The organism is Halobacillus ihumii (assembly GCF_902726645.1).
GTDB lineage: Bacteria > Bacillota > Bacilli > Bacillales > Halobacillaceae > Halobacillus_A > Halobacillus_A ihumii.
In genome coordinates, this window is sequence record NZ_CACVAO010000001.1 from 884,728 (window position 1) to 902,783 (window position 18,056).

Annotated in this window: 12 protein-coding genes; 4 read left to right on the forward strand and 8 right to left on the reverse strand. The window is 36.4% G+C overall.

The features are described 5' to 3' along the window. Positions 1 to 8: 8 nt before the first annotated feature. Both G6R08_RS04665 and G6R08_RS04670 read right to left on the reverse strand, forming a co-directional pair. Positions 9 to 1,520, reverse strand: coding sequence for a glycosyltransferase (locus G6R08_RS04665; RefSeq protein ID WP_163526905.1), 1,512 nt, complete (start codon positions 1,518 to 1,520; stop codon positions 9 to 11). An 80-nt stretch (positions 1,521 to 1,600) separates the two neighbouring features. Beyond that, positions 1,601 to 6,220: a PA14 domain-containing protein gene (locus G6R08_RS04670; RefSeq protein ID WP_163526906.1), complete on the reverse strand. Its 4,620-nt coding sequence runs from the start codon at positions 6,218 to 6,220 to the stop codon at positions 1,601 to 1,603. A 350-nt stretch (positions 6,221 to 6,570) separates the two neighbouring features. On the opposite strand from G6R08_RS04670, the gene tagD reads away from it, so the two are divergent. Further along, positions 6,571 to 6,969, forward strand: a complete 399-nt coding sequence (gene tagD, locus G6R08_RS04675; protein ID WP_163526907.1) for a glycerol-3-phosphate cytidylyltransferase — start codon at positions 6,571 to 6,573, stop codon at positions 6,967 to 6,969. Between the two features lie 16 nt (positions 6,970 to 6,985). Beyond that, positions 6,986 to 8,161 (forward strand): CDP-glycerol glycerophosphotransferase family protein, encoded by a 1,176-nt coding sequence (locus G6R08_RS04680; protein WP_275897947.1) that lies wholly within the window; start codon positions 6,986 to 6,988, stop codon positions 8,159 to 8,161. An 81-nt stretch (positions 8,162 to 8,242) separates the two neighbouring features. Here G6R08_RS04680 and G6R08_RS04685 read toward each other — a convergent pair whose 3' ends face one another. The 3 genes from G6R08_RS04685 to G6R08_RS04695 are packed head-to-tail and all read right to left on the reverse strand — an operon-like array spanning position 8,243 to position 11,597. Then, positions 8,243 to 8,956, reverse strand: coding sequence for a WecB/TagA/CpsF family glycosyltransferase (locus G6R08_RS04685; protein ID WP_163526909.1), 714 nt, complete (start codon positions 8,954 to 8,956; stop codon positions 8,243 to 8,245). Beyond that, positions 8,953 to 10,248 carry a nucleotide sugar dehydrogenase gene (locus G6R08_RS04690; protein WP_163526910.1) on the reverse strand — a complete coding sequence of 432 codons (1,296 nt, stop codon included), beginning with the start codon at positions 10,246 to 10,248 and terminating at the stop codon, positions 8,953 to 8,955. Before G6R08_RS04690 ends, G6R08_RS04685 begins: the two co-directional genes overlap by 4 nt. Beyond that, entirely contained in the window at positions 10,245 to 11,597 is a 1,353-nt protein-coding gene (locus G6R08_RS04695) for a phenylacetate--CoA ligase family protein (protein WP_163526911.1), read from the reverse strand. Before G6R08_RS04695 ends, G6R08_RS04690 begins: the two co-directional genes overlap by 4 nt. Positions 11,598 to 11,847: 250 nt before the next feature. Between G6R08_RS04695 and G6R08_RS04700 the strand changes: the two genes are divergently transcribed. Both G6R08_RS04700 and G6R08_RS04705 read left to right on the forward strand, forming a co-directional pair. Next, the gene (locus tag G6R08_RS04700) at positions 11,848 to 13,266 is read left to right on the forward strand and encodes an O-antigen ligase family protein (RefSeq protein ID WP_163526912.1); all 1,419 of its coding nucleotides are present in this window, start codon (positions 11,848 to 11,850) and stop codon (positions 13,264 to 13,266) included. A gap of 44 nt (positions 13,267 to 13,310) precedes the next feature. Beyond that, positions 13,311 to 14,381 (forward strand): glycosyltransferase family 4 protein, encoded by a 1,071-nt coding sequence (locus G6R08_RS04705; protein WP_163526913.1) that lies wholly within the window; start codon positions 13,311 to 13,313, stop codon positions 14,379 to 14,381. 34 nt (positions 14,382 to 14,415) lie between these two features. Here the strand turns inward: G6R08_RS04705 and murJ are convergent, their stop codons facing one another. The 3 genes from murJ to G6R08_RS04720 all read right to left on the reverse strand — a co-directional run bounded on the left by murJ (position 14,416) and on the right by G6R08_RS04720 (position 17,957). After that, positions 14,416 to 15,945, reverse strand: coding sequence for a murein biosynthesis integral membrane protein MurJ (murJ, locus tag G6R08_RS04710; RefSeq protein ID WP_163526914.1), 1,530 nt, complete (start codon positions 15,943 to 15,945; stop codon positions 14,416 to 14,418). A 125-nt stretch (positions 15,946 to 16,070) separates the two neighbouring features. After that, the gene (locus tag G6R08_RS04715; RefSeq protein WP_163526915.1) at positions 16,071 to 16,805 is read right to left on the reverse strand and encodes a 7-cyano-7-deazaguanine synthase; all 735 of its coding nucleotides are present in this window, start codon (positions 16,803 to 16,805) and stop codon (positions 16,071 to 16,073) included. A 51-nt stretch (positions 16,806 to 16,856) separates the two neighbouring features. Beyond that, a complete protein-coding gene (locus G6R08_RS04720; RefSeq protein WP_163526916.1) occupies positions 16,857 to 17,957 on the reverse strand; it encodes a glycosyltransferase family 4 protein in 1,101 nt (366 codons plus the stop codon). Positions 17,958 to 18,056 lie beyond the last annotated feature (99 nt).

The following is an 18,056-nucleotide window of genomic DNA, read 5'->3' on the forward strand; positions in this document are numbered from 1 at the left end:
TATTATTTCTATTCAGTATTCAATAACTTCTTCCAAATTTTAAAATGAGAATCATATGAAAACCTTTTTTGGGTTTTAAAAGCTCCCTTCACCATCTTTTTTCTCAACCTTCTATTTTCAATTACTTCAATTATTTGATTGCTCAATTCTTCTATGTCACCATCCTTTACCAATTTACCACTGTAGTTATGCTTGATTAAGTAAGATGGGCCATACTTAAAATCATAACTGATTACTGGGCACCCATAAGACAGAGACTCTAAGATACTTAAACAAAACCCTTCATATTCAGAAGTAATTACTGATAATGTACTTCTACAATATAAGCTTTTTATATTTTTTACATAACCTTTAAAAATCACAGAATCGGCAATACCTAAATCAACTGTTAATTTCTTTAAATACTCTTCTTCTGTACCACTTCCGCAAATCATCAGCCTTACTTCGGAATCTCGTTTTTTAACTAGTGAGAATGCTTTTACTATATGGTCAATTCTTTTTTCTTTGGATAACCTGGACATTATAAGTATTGTCTTATTATTTCTCTCTTCATTACAATTTTCAGGTTCAAAATAATGAGGTACAACATATGTTTTATGGGAACTATTGTGTATTTCATCAAAATCATTTTTTTGTTCATCTGTTAAGAAAAATATTCTCTCTATACTATCAAGATACTTCTCTATCGTTTTGAACTTCACCTCTCTAAGGTTTTTATAAGGTGACTTCAAATGATTGGTATGCATAAAAATATGTTTGTGAAAATTTTGTTTGTCTTTAATTGGAAGGATTACATTATCTTGTGCCCTATTTTCTATAATAAAATGATGTTCATTGCTATTATCCTTGAGAAGCTCTTTAATCCAAAACTGTCTTAACTCAGTTTCATTACTAAAGAAGAGCACTCCTTCGTCACTATACCACTGTATACTTTGAATTGTTCTTTTATTATTTTCAATCTGGAATATCTTCTTCATATAACATTTTCCATTTTCATTGATAAACTCTTCCAGTATAGCTAACTTATGATTTTTATCATTATAATATTGAACTAGATGAAGTTTTCCATGAATATCATAACTTTTTCTGCATAGTTTCTTCGAATTAAGATTTACATAATCAATAAATTTTAAAGCACCATTATCGTGTTCATAACTAACAAAACACTTATACGCTCCATCCATATAACATTTTAGAGCATTTCTTCCTTTTACTTCTTTTACCTCCGTAAATACCTCGTAGAAGTTTGGTATTTGTTCTTGGTATTCGAAAGTATGATTTCCTTTTATTTTAGCGTAATAGTCTTTGTACATATTTAAAATGTTTGTATTTTGCCCTAATATCCCCTCACTTTTTAAAGAACTTTCTTTCAAAAATAATGATGCTCTATTTGTGTATCTGAAAGTTAAGATGTTGTTTTCTTCATTGAGGGAAGAAAATACCCTACTTCTTGAATAAACCGCATTCATCATTCCCCCTACTTCGTGAAGATATGCCATTACAAAATAAAATTTTCTCACCTAAACCCTCCTAAACTCTCTAATTTTTCTATTTCCAATATAAATGAAACAAAACCCTGAATATCAGGGTTTTGTTTCATTTATTTATATCTTGGGATTTCTAATGTTATGGAATAAGATTCTAACAAATTGTAAATTTGCTCCATTTTCCATGTTTGTTTACTTGCCCATCCTATATCTGTCGCATATTGATGACCGAACCTACCATTCTTAGCAGCAAACTCTGGATCCCATCTCATCTTATACAAAGTGTCCTGACCTTTATTAACATAACCCTCTCCAATAAAGGCAGCACCTCCTTTAATAGCTGCTTCAGGTGTAAACCATCCAGCGTCATAGGCATACTTTGCCCCACAAGAAAGTGGACAACTGTCATAGGCACCTATTCCATACATATTATAAACTATTTTATCATTGTAGGATACTCCTGTTGCCAAGGCGGATTTTCCATTTCCAGTTTCTAAAAGTGCATGAGATATTAAGTAAATCTCGTTCACCCCATGCTCCTTGCCACCTTCTACAAAAGCTTCCGCTTTACCTTCTAGTATCCCTTTCCCATTTAGAATTTTATTATTAACCTCTTTTGGATTAATGTCAGATGACATAGACAACTTCGCAAATTGTAAAGAATCTTTAAAATTACCAATAAAATTATTAGGGTTTAAATAGTATACTAGGTCTCCCTTGCTAGGAATGACCCAACCACTAGTATTTTTAACGTGATACCATGTATATCCGTCTGGACCCTTCGTACTTGAGTATAATGGCAACCTTGTTCCAGTGGAGACTTGATCACCAACCCTATAACTCGTATACGGACCTCTCCGTAAATTCCAAACACCGCCTGTGACCGTTCCTTCTCCTCCGGAAATATCAGTTAAGCCATCTTCTCTTAACCATAGCTTGTATCTCTTATCGGTTTGAGGAGTTGCAGTCATTTGAATGTTGGCCATTTCTTCTAGACTAATAGCATAACTTTTATATGTTGTATTTACTTCCTTCTTTTTAACAACCTTGAAGTCAAACTTTAGTGATGCAGCCCCAGTTTTTTCAAAATACTTAATTTGAACTTTGTGATTTCCTTTGGACAAAGAAACCCTCTTAGTCCTTGCAGAATTATTGCTGGCTTTCCATGAGTCAATAATCACTTTATCATCAACTTTTAGAATAACTCCATCATCAGCCTGTACTTCAAACTCATACTCTGCAGATTCAGGTATATTTATAACCTTGGTAAACACCCCAGAAAAGTAGTTTGAGTTAACACCTTTGTACGGAGAACCTTCGCTCCAATCAAAATTAATTGAATTGATATTATTCTGAGCATGTTGTCCCCCGAAAATATAAGATAGTCCAGTTGAGGAGCTAGGTTCCTCTGGGTTTATTACACCATTGAAATACTCAGCTAACCAACTTTCAGATGAGATCAACGTTGATTGATCATAGGGAACTATAGAAAAGTCTATATTACCTACACTACTTTCATCGAAATACCTTACTTCTATCCAATGAATATTTCCATTTGATGTGTTTTGTAGGTCTATTCTAGTCCTGTCCAACTTTCCATTATTTGTCTCCCAGTGGTCTACTACAACCTCACCATCCACCAGAACTTGAACTCCATCATCTACCTTGGTTTCTAGAATGTAGCTACCAGGGTCCAGTCTCTTTGCAGTAACATACCTTGCAGAAAACTGGTTACTAGAAACTCTTTCCATCGGTGTGCCGTACCCAAAGTTCTCAGAGAACCCATTTTCAGAGTTAGATGGTATAACCTTTGAATTGATAGGATGTCCATTCAAATTGGTATTATTGTAGTAATAAGATACCCATTGACCAAAAGGTACCACGTCATTATACAGAACAGCTGCACTAGACTTTTCGATATAATTTGCTGTTACGGTATGCTCTCCGTTAGGTAAGTTAGGTAACAATGCCTTCACAGGCTCACCTGTAAAAGTAGTTTGGTTGATAACTCTATTGTCATTCACAAAAACTTCCAAACTATCATCCGCAAATGCTGAAATAAAATAGTCTCTATCCCCATCGATCTTCGTCTTATATTTTGCTGAAAAATAGTTGTTATTTGTACCTGGTATAGGTGAATCCATCCCCCAATAATTCGAAACCCTCGGGAGTGAATTAGTAGAATATTTTCCACCTTCGCTTATAGGAACACCAGAAAAATCAGGATTATTATAATATAAGCCTAGCCACTCACCTCTAGGTATTTCATTATTTATTGGTTGAAATGAAAAATCAAACTTGCTAATACTACTTTTATCAAAATACTCAACTTGTATCTTGTGGAATTTGTTTCCACTAACATTTACTTCATGCGTAGTCTGCTCTCCATACTTACTTAATTCCCAGGAATCTGAAACTAGCTCTCCATTTAAGTAAACTCTAATACCATCGTCTGCATTTGTACGCAAAATATAATTACCAGGCTCTAATTTCGCATAGGTTGTATAAATAGCTGAGAAATCATTATTGTTTACGGCTTCAGAAGGGCTCCCATAACCAAAGTCGAAGGATAAATTACCATTGTAATTCCTAATAATCTCTTTATCGACTGGGGCTCCCTTTATATCAGGATTATTGAAGTAATAAGCAATCCAATTCCCTGTTTCTACTATGTCTGCAATAAGTGAGGCGTTCCCAGTCCCTTCTTTATATGCAACCTCTAAAAGATCATTACTTTTGCCCACAGAAGGTATTAAACCAGAGGAAATATTACCTGTTGTGCTTTGCCAATCATCAATCACTAATTGATTCCCAGCTCTTACTCGGACACTATCATTAGAATAGGCATGTGCAAAGTAACTTTTTCCTTGTTCCAGTTTTCTGTAGAATTTGGATGAAAAATTGTCTTTTGGAAACCCATCTCCGGGTGCTCCACTACCCCAATTATAAAAAATATCTTTCACTTTATGTTCTGATAGCTTTCCACCCTCGACAGATGTTTCACCTGTAAAGTTAGGTTTGGAATAATAGACACCTAGCCAATTATTTACAGTGGATTCCTCGTTAACAGATGAAAGAGAAAATTCAACTTTGCCTACACTAACTTCATCAAAATATTCTATACGGATATCATGTACATTTCCTTCGGCATTATCTCGTATTTTGATTAGTCTAGTATCTTTTTCACCGAAGGTACTTGTCTCCCATTTATCAACAACTAACTCCTTGTCAATATACACTCTAACTCCATCATCAGCCCTTGTACGTAAGATATAATCACCTGCAGGTAGCTTTTTTGTCGTAACATACCTTGCAGAAAATTCATTTGACTTAACATTAGAGTCGGGGCTTCCGTAGCCATAGTCTACAGAAAAGGTATTATTGTTAGATCTAATAACTTCTCTAGATACAGGCATACCTTCCAGCCCAGTATTATTATAGTAGTAGGCTTCCCAATCCCCGAAAGGGACGGCATTAACTAATACTTCAGCAGCGCCTGTTGCTTCTCTATAATCTACCCGCAAAACATGATTACCCGAATTCAAGTTTGTTATATGGCTCATGTTAATTTCCCCAGCTGAATTACCCCAACGATTCATTATTTCTTTACCATTAATTGAGGCCTTCACACCATCGTCAGCATAGGTTTGCACAAAGTAATCTTTGTTTCCTTCTAACAATTTGTAGTAAGAAGCTGAAAAGTAATCTTTAGGATACCCATAAATAGGCTCACCAGAACGAAAGTTATAATAGATTTCTCCAATACTAGCTTTCTTACCCCCATAGGTCTTAGCCGGGCCTGCTATGTTGTCATTCTTATAATAAGTATTCATCCAAGAGCTAGTAGATAATTCCTTTTTAATAGGATTAATAGAAAAGCTAAGTTTACCAACACTGGATTTATCAAAGTATTCAACTCTTATCCAATGGATATTTCCATTTTCTTTCGAGTCCTTCACACTGATTTTAAACCTATCACTCGAGAATGCTTGTGGATTCCAATTATTTATGACTAGTTTATTATCAATAAACACTCGTACGCCATCATCTGCACCTAGGGAAATAATATATTCTCCTTCTTCTAGCTTCATAGCTGTATGAAATTCACCTGAAAAGTTATTCTTATTCACTCGAGAAGAAGGCGAGTTGTATCCATAGTCCAATGAAAGAGTACCTTTTTTGTTAGATGATATAGCTTCGCCATAAACCGGGTCACCACTTAACGAAGTATTATTGTAATAATATGAAACCCAATCTCCAAACGGCTGAATTTCTGAGAAGTAATTTGCTGCACCACTTGCTTCGAAATACTCCGAGGTGATCGTATGAGTCCCTGCACTAAGATTTGGAAGTAATGCTTTGTCCATGACTCCAGCGGAAAGCTCCCACCTATCAATTTTCTCCTGACCATCGACAGACAAACGAATGCCATCATCAGCATATGTATGGAGAAAATACCCCGTTTTCCCATCCGTTGTGATTTGCTTTTGAAACTTAGCACTGAAGTTATTGGCGTTTACACCCTTTGCCGGAGCACTATTACCCCAATTAAAGTACAAGCTCTCATAGCTAGCCGGTATAGGAGTACCAGTTAGGGATCTATTATTATAAAAATCCCCTGACCAATTACTTTCTGCTGCCTTAACTGGCTTCCCCATTAGAGGAATTAAGATGATTATAAGAGCCAAAAACAAGGATACTTTCATATTCAATTTTAACTTTGAAACTATCATTAGCACCTCCAATAGTAATTAATCAAACATCGATAATTATACAAGAAATTCTTATAAAATATAAGACTATTTTCGACTATATTCTTAAGTTTTTCCAAATATTCCACAATTAACGATGTTAATCATTGGTACATGTAGGTAAGGCTTGTGTTCCAAAGATGAAACAGTTAAAATATTACCGATGTACCTTTTTAATATCGGTCGAATTATAGGGATTTTTAGGATTAATTTTAAATAAATTGTTAAGTTGATGTTAACGCCATGTAAAAATAGGTTATTATAATAGTAAGTTGTAAGCATATGTTTCTATTAGAGTACAGGTGTTTATAAATCTTAGGAGGAATAATGTAATGAAGAAGGTAATCACTTATGGAACATTTGATTTGTTGCATTGGGGACATATAAATCTACTGAAGCGAGCTGCAGATCTAGGAGATTACTTGATTGTAGCCATCTCTTCAGACGAATTTAATGCTATTAAAAATAAAGAAGCTTATCACAGTTTTGAAAACCGCAAAATGATCTTAGAAGCCATTCGCTATGTTGATGAGGTCATCCCTGAAGATAATTGGGAGCAAAAAGTAAATGACGTTCAGGATCATAACATCGATGTTTTTGTTATGGGAGATGACTGGAAAGGTAAATTTGATCATTTGAAGGATCACTGTGAGGTTGTTTATCTTCCACGTACTGTAGGGATTTCAACGTCTAAAATTAAAGACGACTTGCTTGATGTGGAAAATGGTTAGAGACCTTCTTGTAAGCATGTACTTGCTTACAGTAAGAATTTTATTTGTAGTGTTTAAATTGAGTCCCCAACAGAGGAAAACGGTGTTTGTTTCTTCTTTTGGGGATAATATTTTGCATACAGTTGAAGCCTTAAGGAAACAGTACAGTGGAAATATTGTCATTCTAAAGGACGGAGGTTGTCGTTATAGTTATAAAGAAGACTCCCAAACCTCCGTTCTTTCCTTTGACATGAAAAAGCCTTATGCTTTTATACTCTCAATCTATCATCTAGCTACTTGCGAAAAAGTATTTGTCGATAATTACTTTGGGTTCTTAGCTGCTGCTGATTTTCGTGAAAATGTAGAGTGCATCCAACTATGGCATGCCTCAGGTGCCGTAAAACGGTTCGGACTTAAAGACCCTTCCATCCTTACGAGAACAAAACATGCAAACGAGCGTTTTCGTAAGGTATATAGTAAATTTGATCATGTTGTAGTGGGATCTGAAAAAATGGCGGATATATTTAAAGAAAGTTTCGGGCTCTCCGACACTCAAATCTTGAGAACAGGTGTACCTCGAACCGATTATTTTTTTAAGGACGAGGATAACGAGGATAACGAGGATATCAAAGCTAGGATGGAGAAAAAACACCCTAGAATTAAAGGTAAAAAGGTTATTTTATATGCCCCGACTTTTCGGGACAATAAATTAACCGATCCAGATATTCAATTAAATTTAAAGTTAATGTATGAGAATCTACAGGAAGACTATGTACTTCTTATGCGGCTTCATCCGGCAATAAGGACAAAATTCATGAACTCTTATCCTAACTTTATCATTGATGTTTCTACAGGTGAGAAAATAAATGAACTATTAATGATTACGGATTTATTAATAACGGATTATTCTTCAATTCCCTATGAATTTTCTTTATTAAATAAACCTATGATTTTCTATTCGTATGATCTTGAGGATTATTCGAGGGCAAGAGGTTTCTGGGAAGATTATCATTCAATGGTTCCTGGCCCAGTTGCTTATACAAGTGAAGAAATCATCGAAATTATTCTCAATGAGCCGTACGATATGAATGTTGTCAGCCAATTTGCTCAAGATTGGAATCAGTATTCAAAAGGACAATCCAGTCAGCAGCTAATCCAGGCTATTTATGGGGATGCTGCAGAGAAAGAAAAAGTATTACTTGAACAAAGATAGTCGTTAAGTAGTTTACTCGACGACTATCTTTGTTCTATTTTTAAAAGTTATGTTTATCCTCAAGCCTATAATATACATCTGTTATCTCCTGCCTTCCCAAACTTTGAATAAAAACATTGGCAGTTTAATCTGCCTTTTAATTCTCCACGGTTCAAGAATCAACCGGTACAACCACTCTACTCCAAACCGTTGAAAAATCGCAGGAGCTCGCTTCACTTTACCAGATAATACATCAAAGGAACCGCCAACCCCTTGAAAAATTCGTACATTAAGATGTTTCATGTTTTCAACAATCCAGTGTTCCTGGCGTGGACTTCCTAAGGCCACAAATAAAATGTCTGGCTTAGCTGCATTAATTTCCTGCTTAATGAAATCTTGATCCTTTACGTATCCATCCAGAACCCCGGCTATTTTTAAGTTAGGATATCTTCTCAATAGACCCTCTTTGGCTTTATCCGCCACTCCCGGCTTAGCTCCATAAAGAAATACAGATTTATTATGGAGGGCTGCCTGTTCACATAATGTTAGGAACATATCGATGCCTGTTACGCGCTGCGAAATGTTCCCTCCTTTAATTTTTGAAGCTAGCAGCACACCTACACCGTCCGGTATCTGGTATGTTGCTTGATTCAGTAACCGTCTCAATTCTGCATCTTGCTGTGCCTTAAGAATCTTTTCAGGATTAATCGCTACAATATAGGATTGTCTCTTTTGCTCAATGTCCGACATTACTTTTTCCTTAAGTTGTTCATACGAATGACTGCTTACGTTAACCCCTAAAAACTTCTCCTTCATATTTTCACCTGAACTCTGTCATTTTTTGAATCTCCCAGCCTTTTTACAAGGAACCCTGTATTTTTCCATTTGTCTAAGTCCAGAACATTCTTCGTATCAAAGACAAGCTTATTCCTCATTGTATCCTTTACCAGATCTGGATCTAGTGTTTTAAACTCATCATGGTCAGTTAAAAAGACTACAATGTCTGCTTGATTCAAGGCTGCCTCCATATCCTGAGTTTGATTCATAACTACATTGTGTTTTATATGGGGATCATAGGCTGTAAAGTCCATCCCTCTTTCAACCATTTTTTCAATGACCTTCAGGGAAGGACTCTCCCTCTGATCATCAATATTAGCTTTAAACGATATCCCAAATAACGCTATTTTTGGGTTTCCTATAAAGTTTTCATGCAACAACTCTTCGATTTTATTAGCTGTAAATACAGGCATATGATCATTTGTATTTCTACAAAGCTGGATAATGTTTGACAGCTCGGGTTCGATTTCAGCTAAGAACCATGGGTCAACGGCTATACAGTGTCCGCCTACACCTGGTCCAGGCGTGTGGATATTTACGCGAGGGTGGTAGTTGGCCAATCGAATCGCTTCCCACGAATTGACGCCAATTTTTTCACTTATTAAAGCAAGCTCATTCGCGAATGCGATATTGACATCACGATAAGTGTTTTCAATCACTTTTGCCATCTCAGCTGTTGTGGCATCAGTCAGATGGATATTTCCCCGTACAAAAGATTGATACAATTCTTTTGTCATTTGTGATGACTTCTGATCAATCCCTCCAACTATTCGGTCATTACCGACCAGTTCTTGAAAAACTTTTCCTGGAATAACACGTTCAGGTGAATGAGAAACGAACAAGTCCTCCCCTAACCTCAATCCAGATTTACGTAAAATAGGGAGCATTACATCCTCAACTGTTCGAGGTGGCACAGTTGATTCTAAAATGACAAGGTTGCCTGGTTTTAGAAAAGGAACTATAGAATCTGTAGCATTACGTACATAATCCAGGTTGGCGGTTTTATCTGCTTTGATTGGGGAAGGTACAGCAATGATAAATACATCAGCTTCGGTTGGCTCTAAGGATGCTTTAAATGCCTTGGAATCAACTGCTTCTGTCAATCGTCCAGCCAACCCGCATTCTTCAATATGAAGCTGTCTATTATTGATCATCTCCACTACTCTAGGATTTACATCAACACCATGAACTTCGTGTCCATTTAGGGCAAACATAACTGATGTTGGTAAACCTATATAACCTAACCCTATTACGCATAATGATTTCTTCATTGCAGATACTCCCCTTCCAGTTCAGACACGTTGTTTACTACAAATTTATGCTTTCCACCCTTGGTTTTTTCAAAATTATCTGTGATTTCTATATATACTTTATTTAACTCGGCCTGTTCTAAAATATTTTGTCTGACACGTTCGATACTTTGTTCAAAATCTAGGTCTGATAATTTCAGTTTAATCCGCACTTCACCAGCTTTATCTTGAATCACCTGGAATTGCTCAACAGCATCATATTGTCTGAAAGTCGTTGAAAAAAATCCTCCATGTACTTTTCGTTTGCCTGCTGAGTAAATGAATTCCTGCTGTCTGCCTTTAATATGTGTAAATCGTATTAAACCTCTTCCACAAGAGCATGGTTTTGTAATGATAGCACCATAGTCTCCTACTTCATATCGAATAAATGGCATCGCATAGTTAGAAAGATCTGTCAGCAGGATTCTGCCTTCCACACCTTCTGGAACAGGGTTTCCTTCTTCATCAACGATTTCTACATAGCAGCGTTCCATTCCAATGTGTAACCCTTGATGTTGCTCACATTCAAATGCTGTCACTCCGCCATCATTTGCCCCATATTGATCAAAGACCTTACACTGGAAAGCCTTTTCTATTGCATTCCGGTAATGAGGCAATAGCACTTCTGATGTAGTGATTACGCCATCTAGCTGAATGGTTTCTCCTCTTTTTATTATGAAGTTTGCTAATTCATACGTAGACGATGAATAGCCATAAAGAAACTTCACTTTCCCCTTTTTCAGTTTCCTTATGTAGGAACTCATCGTGTTCTCCGACATGTTATAGGATGAGAATGGAATCCAGTTATTCAGGAAATAATACAATTTCCGCTTCACATCAAATCCTGATAATAATGACCCTCCAGCTAATACAGCGATTTTGTCGCCTGGTTGGTAACCTGTAACGCTCCACCCCCGCCAAAGATTCGCCCACATTAAGGAGTGAGATAATTTGGGTACGAAGAATGTTAACGGTTCTCCTGTAGAACCGCCTGTCCGCTTTTCCGACGCGTCATAGGTCTCTATATTATTTGTTACCATCTCTTTTTTATGAAGTTTGATTTCTCCTTTATCTACAATCGGTAATTTACTTAAATCTTCTAAAGAGGTGAAATCCTTGGGTTTAAGGCCTATTCTTCTCATATATTGGCTATAATATGGAACATGGTCATAAACGTGATTTAATAAACTCATTAATTGAGTGAATTGAGAAGATACCAATTGTTGTTGGCTGCTCCACTGGCTTTGTTTATGCTTTTTATAATAATGAATCCCATTTGTTTTTCTTATCTTTTCCATTAGAAAAATCTTCAACCTTTTGATCACATCCATATGTCTCTCTCCTTAAGCGGTTTTCTGTTTCTTTCGCAAAGGTTTATACCACTTTTCATAGTTCAGCTTAATTTATTTGGTTGATATGGATAATTTTAAGTTTTGCTCCTTTATAGATACAACATGGTTTTTGTAAAGATTTGTTTACGAATGTAAAATGACTTTACATACGGTTAATAGACACTATGAAAATAATGGTTTATACTTCAGGTGTCCGATTGAAACAAAACTATTTTTGAGGTGCTATTAGATGCTCACAATGATCAATAAAGAATTTTATACAAAACTTCTGTTACTCTTCATTATTATCCAGCCTGTCTTGGATATACTTACATACTTTTCAATTAGAGCATTAGAGACTAGTGTGACCATTGGGATCATCTTCAGGGTTTTGTTTATGCTTGTGTCTTTATGCTTTATCTTATTTGGCAATTCAAGCAATCTGAAGAAATATGTCATTTTTTATCTTCTGGCTATGTTCGTTGTATTCGGTATAGGTCTCGTCTATAATTTCTTTGCAAAACCCATCTTTGACCCTTTCACAGAACTTCAGTTTCTTGCTAAAACCGTTTATTTCTCCATTATGCTTTGTTCTTACTTACTGCTCTTTACGAACATCGATCATAAAAATGAAGTAAGTCACCGTATTCTCAAAGCTATATCGGCTGCTATGCTGATTGTGTCTGTGACCATGTTCATTGCTATATTAACGGGTACCTCATCGAGTACTTATGAATGGAATAAGTTCGGGTTTAAAGGCTGGTTTTTTTCCGGTAATGAGCTGGGTTCTATCGTTGCGATCAGTTTTCCATTAGTTTACTTATATGCATTAATTAAATATGATCAATTGAAAAAAATTTACTATTTCATACCTGTGGTAATGCTGGCAGCAGTCTCCATTCTAATTGGAACAAAGGTAGGTTACTTTGCTGTCTTAGGTGCAGGTATCATGGTTTTTCTAACCTACCTAACCTACTGGATTATCCAGAAGATTCGCAAGTACAAAAAACCGCTCACATCTATGCATCTAACCTGTTCCTTTATATTTTTGCTGTTATTCTTACTGGTCACCCCCTTTTCACCGAGCTTTTCCAATGTATCCGGGGATGTTGATGCCATAAATGAACAGTCTGAACAAACTAGTGAGGAACAAAATAAAAATCAATCCTCCGGTGATTCCGGTGAGGATAACTCTGACAAGAATCAGGATCAAGGCCAGCAACAATTGATGGAATCACCTATTTTAAAAATCATCTTGAGCTCTAGAAATGTCTACTTTACGGAGATTTATAATGATTATATGGATGCTTCCCCCATGCAGAAAATGTTCGGGATGGGATATGCCGGGAACTACCGGGAAAGCCCAAAGTTAATTGAAATGGATTTCTTTGATTTATTCTTTTCCTATGGGATTATCGGGTTTCTTTTCATATTAGTCCCTTTTATCTTTATTGTCGGCTTATTTATCAAGCTACTGTTTCAAGTACCTGGACGCTTATTGCATCCCGAGAATATGCTCATCCTTCTTTCCATAGGATTAGGCACAGGCATCGCCTTCTTAGCAGGTCATGTATTGTATGCTCCAGCCGTTAATATTTACTTAGCGATTTCCATGGTGTTATTGATGATGAACATGATGAAAATGAATAAAGACCGTTCTGAAGCTTAAGCCTCGTTTGCTTAAGCTTCACTACATGTTAGGAGATCAACTAGATGGCAAAAATCAAAATTTTACAAGTAGGACCTCTTCCCCCTCCTATTGGCGGGATGTCAGTATTTCTCAACAATCTAAAAAAGTTTAAAAGTAATCGCTATGAATTAAGCTTTTTTAATATTTTCCCTAAGAAAGACAGAAAACTTAATAAGATTTTCTTTAATGTCTTTATATTGCTCAAGTTTCTATGGACAATTAAGAAGGAGCAGCCGGAAATAATTCATATCCATACCGCGGCTTACCGGGCTTTTACAAAAAGCATGTTTTTCGTGAAGTTGGCAAAGTGGAATAAGAAGAAGGTCATTCTACATATTCATAGTGGTATGTTTGTTGAGTTTTATAACAAAAGCAGCAGCAAACGACAACAAAGGATAAATCATACCTTACATCAGTGTGATCAAATTATTTGTTTGTCTGAGACCTGGAAGGATTTATTTATGCATACGTTTTCTGTGGAGGAGGAGAACTATGCTGTATTGCCAAATGCTATTTTTATAGAGGAATTTAAGGAAGTAGAACCGTTACCACCTGAGGAAGGAAAAACAATCCTTTTTGTTGGTAAACTGATTAAAATTAAAGGAGTACTTGATATTATTGAGATGGCCAAACGGCTGAAAGACAACTCCGAAATCAAGTTTCTAATCATGGGAGACGGACCTTTGAAACATGTGTTAGAGAAGGCAATTGACACCCATGACTTACATATGAACATGCTGGGGACACTTTCGGGAGAACAAAAGATCGAACAATTCGAACGCGCTAATCTTTTCCTTCTCCCTTCTTACTTTGAAGCACTCGGACTATCTAACCTAGAAGGGATGGCTGCAGGACATGTGGTGCTGTCAACTAACGTTGGTGCGATTCCAGACATTGTCCGCGATGATCAAGAGGGATATTTATTTGAAGCTGGGGATATTCAAGCTTTTGCAGATAAAATAGTGGAGCTGGACAAGGAAACGATGCAAAAGATCGCAAAACATAATAAAGAGCATGCTAAGCAGTATGACTTTAGCAGACTAAACGAAAACCTTGAACAAGTATATGATGCCTTTTTAAACAATAGGAATTAGTAAAAGCAGAGCGCGGGATTGCGCTCTGCTTCTTTTATCCATTACTCTTTTGATTACTTCGTTTAATGACAGACAACATCTGCTGAAACCCTTCCCGGTAAAAAAGATATAGACCGACAATATAAAAAATCACACCAAGAGGAACTAAGATTAATAATTGATACAATGAATAAATGTTTTGTATGGGAGTCAACCATTGAATCAGTAGGATCGGAAGCGCCATGACAGCTGTCGGGATACAGACTTTTATTACTAATGTAAGCAGTCTATATAACTCACTGCGTGGATACTCTTTATAAACAACCAGCGTAATAAATACTAAATAATAGAATGAAACAATCGTACTGGCCAGTGCTAACCCCGGATAGCCTAATGGAATCAGGAGCACATAGTTCAACACAATATTTAGCAGCACTGTTGTTGAACTGATCTTAAGCAGGCTTTTTGTAGCTCCTTGTGCGTACATTGCTTTGACCGGTACCATAAGCATACCTTGTGTAACAATGAGAGGAATGTACATGTATAGGGCATCAAGGGTGTTCTGAGTATCCTCAGGCGTAAAAGCACCTCGTTCATATATGAATGAAATAGCCGCTTCAGCGACCAGCAGAACTCCTATCGCTATCGGGACTAATGTCATTAAGCCTACTTGATATCCCATATATAATGTTTCTTTAAATTTATTACTATCATCACTTTGCTCAGACAGTAAAGTGAAAATGATCGCAACAATAGTTGTTTGGAAGATGGCACTTGGAATACTCATTAATAAAGAAGAGTTATTTAAATACGTAACGGCCCCTTTTACTGTTCCAGCAGCAAACATTTTATCTACGAATACGTTGATATGCCCCACTGAGGAGTGCAAAATAGCAGGGATAAGCAAAATACAAAATGTTTTCGCGAACTTTTTATCAAGAACAAGTGTAGGACGCCACTTGTAATCGTATTTATATAAGTACCACAGTTGGATAAGCAGGCCTAACGAAAGCCCAAACAGAAACCCATAAGCAATACTGTATATTCCCCATCGATCAGCAAATAACAAGATAAATAAGGGAGCCATAATCGCACCTAATAAATTTACGATCTGGTTGGGTACAAAGCTGCGTACAGCTTGTAAGTAAGATTCCAAAATACTAGTGAGACCAATAACGAGCATGAATAGAAAAAAGATTTTAGTCATCTTGATTGCTACGGTTTCAGTGATTTCCGGCATATCACCAAAGATCGTTGTTACGATAAATGGTGTTGAGAAATAGGTAATTACCGTCAGAATGATCAATAGCAGAATCGAATAATTTAACAGACTGTTTGCATTGCGTTGGGCCAGGATGTTATCTTCGCGCATCCCTTTTACATACTGCGGTAAAAAAACAGAGTTAAAACCATTTTTAATCAACGTTTTCATTAACGTAACAAACGTGAAGGCTAGCAAAAACCCATCCGTATAAGCGTTAGCTCCAAATTCTTTTGCAATAAGACTTTCTCTTACGAAGCCAACTAATTTTAGGACTAATGCCAAAATGGTGATCCACAACGCAGCCTTTTTTAGTTTGGACATATACGTATACCTCATTTTTTCTCTATACTATATAAACACTATTTCCCATACTACCACTACTTATTATAACTGAGAATAAAATCTCTTTACCATTTCAATGAAAAAAGAGCCTGCTTAAGGCTCTTTTATATGATCTTTTTCAGTCTTCTTTTTACTTTAAACAAAAAGTAGCTAAATTCCTCCGCCTTACTTGGATCAGGCACCCTTCTTTGTAACCCTTCATTCCTAGTGTATTTACACGGGTTACATAATCCGCATGGAGTACCGTTCTTCTTTGGTGTATGGCAAAACCAGGTCATCTCCATTAAGTAGTGATAACCATTTTCTCTTGCGACCTTTTCCATGTCCAGCTTTGAAAGCTCCAGCAATGGAAAACGGTATGGATGAAAGATCCTATACTCGGGTCTGGAAGGTTGTTCTTTCACGCGATAATAATCATCATCGCCATCTTCTACTTTGTAAGCATCATCCTGAATCAGCCCTTGCACCTTATCATGCAAATGTACAGATAATTCAAGATGATCAAGATTCCGAGAAATTGCATATCTTCCTAACCAATCATATTGGTCTCCGAGCCGTTCTGATGAAGCAAGCTTGTTGTATTCTTTCGTAATATCATCACTCAAAGGAATATCCTCTTTTTTTATTTCAACAGTTGGATAGATGTTTTTTCGAGCTTCTGGAAAATCTCTTTCTAATTGTTCCTTTATGGCTGTCATCGTCCGAAGTTCCATTTCCGTTGAAGGCCTTACTGGATCAAGTACATAATAAGGTTGTACTTTTTCATTTTTATCTATGACCAGGCTCAATACCCTAAATGTAGAATCCCATCCACCAGTCCATAAAACGTTATGTGTCATACGATCCTCCTTATCCAAAATACAGTCAAATCGAACTAACTTGTTGCAAATTTATTCAGTGTTACTATTTTTCTGCTTCTTGTTTTTTTTAGATCCTTGTTTCCTAATTGTATCTAATAAAGGTCGTTTTCCTTTATACACAACCCCCGTTAATTCTGCGAATAAATGTAACAGAAAAATGAATATCAGCGTAATGATTAGAGATATTCCAAACGAAGTTAGCGAAAATATAATCGCCAGGAAGCCAAACACAGCACTAAAAGCATAAACAATTAATACAGTTGCTCGATGGCTAAACCCTTCCGCTAAAATTTGATAATGAATATGTTTATTGTCAGGCATCATGATCTTTTGTTTATTTATAATTCGTCTTATTATCGAGAAAACCGTATCAAACACTGGTACGGCTAATACAATGATTGGAATAACAAAGCTGAATAAAGTTACATTCTTAAATAATCCTACCGTGGAGATAATAGCCATACAGTAGCCGAGAAATAGCGAGCCTGTATCCCCCATATAAATTTTTGCAGGGTAGAAGTTATGGACTAGAAATCCTAAGTTACTTCCTATTAACACAACGCACAAATAGACGATGGATATTTGCGGTTCTATAGCTAAGGCCATAATGGCAATACTGATTAAAGAAATGGTCGTTACGCCAGTTGCTAAACCATCAAGTCCATCTATTAAATTAATGGCATTGGTAATCCCGATAATCCAAAGGAAGGTAAAAATCACACTAATTGGTTCATTTAATGGGATCATCCCTATAAAAGGGATGGTAACAATATCAATCTTCAATCCAGGAATAATCACCACAAAGGCAGCAATAATCTGACCTGTTAGTTTTACTAGTGGATGAAGTTGGTACCGATCATCAAGCAAACCGGTAAGTACAATGATAAAAGCCCCCACACTGATAGGTGTTAAATAATCAATATCAGGTCTTATTATAAGCATACCTGCCACCACTCCCCCAAAGATGGCAATACCGCCCATCCGCGGAGTGATGATTTTATGGATTTTTCGTTCTTCTGGATAGTCCATCATTCTCCATTTTACGGCTAGTTTTAATACTGGAAATACAAGCAGATAACTCACAAGCATGGATATTGCGAGTGCTATTCCAATTTGGATGTATTCATTCATTAAAAAATCCTCATTTTTTGTTAAAGTCTGTAGAATTTGGCACATTTCCGTTTTATTATACCATAACCTTGTTATCCTAAGCGGGCGGCCTCAGAACAT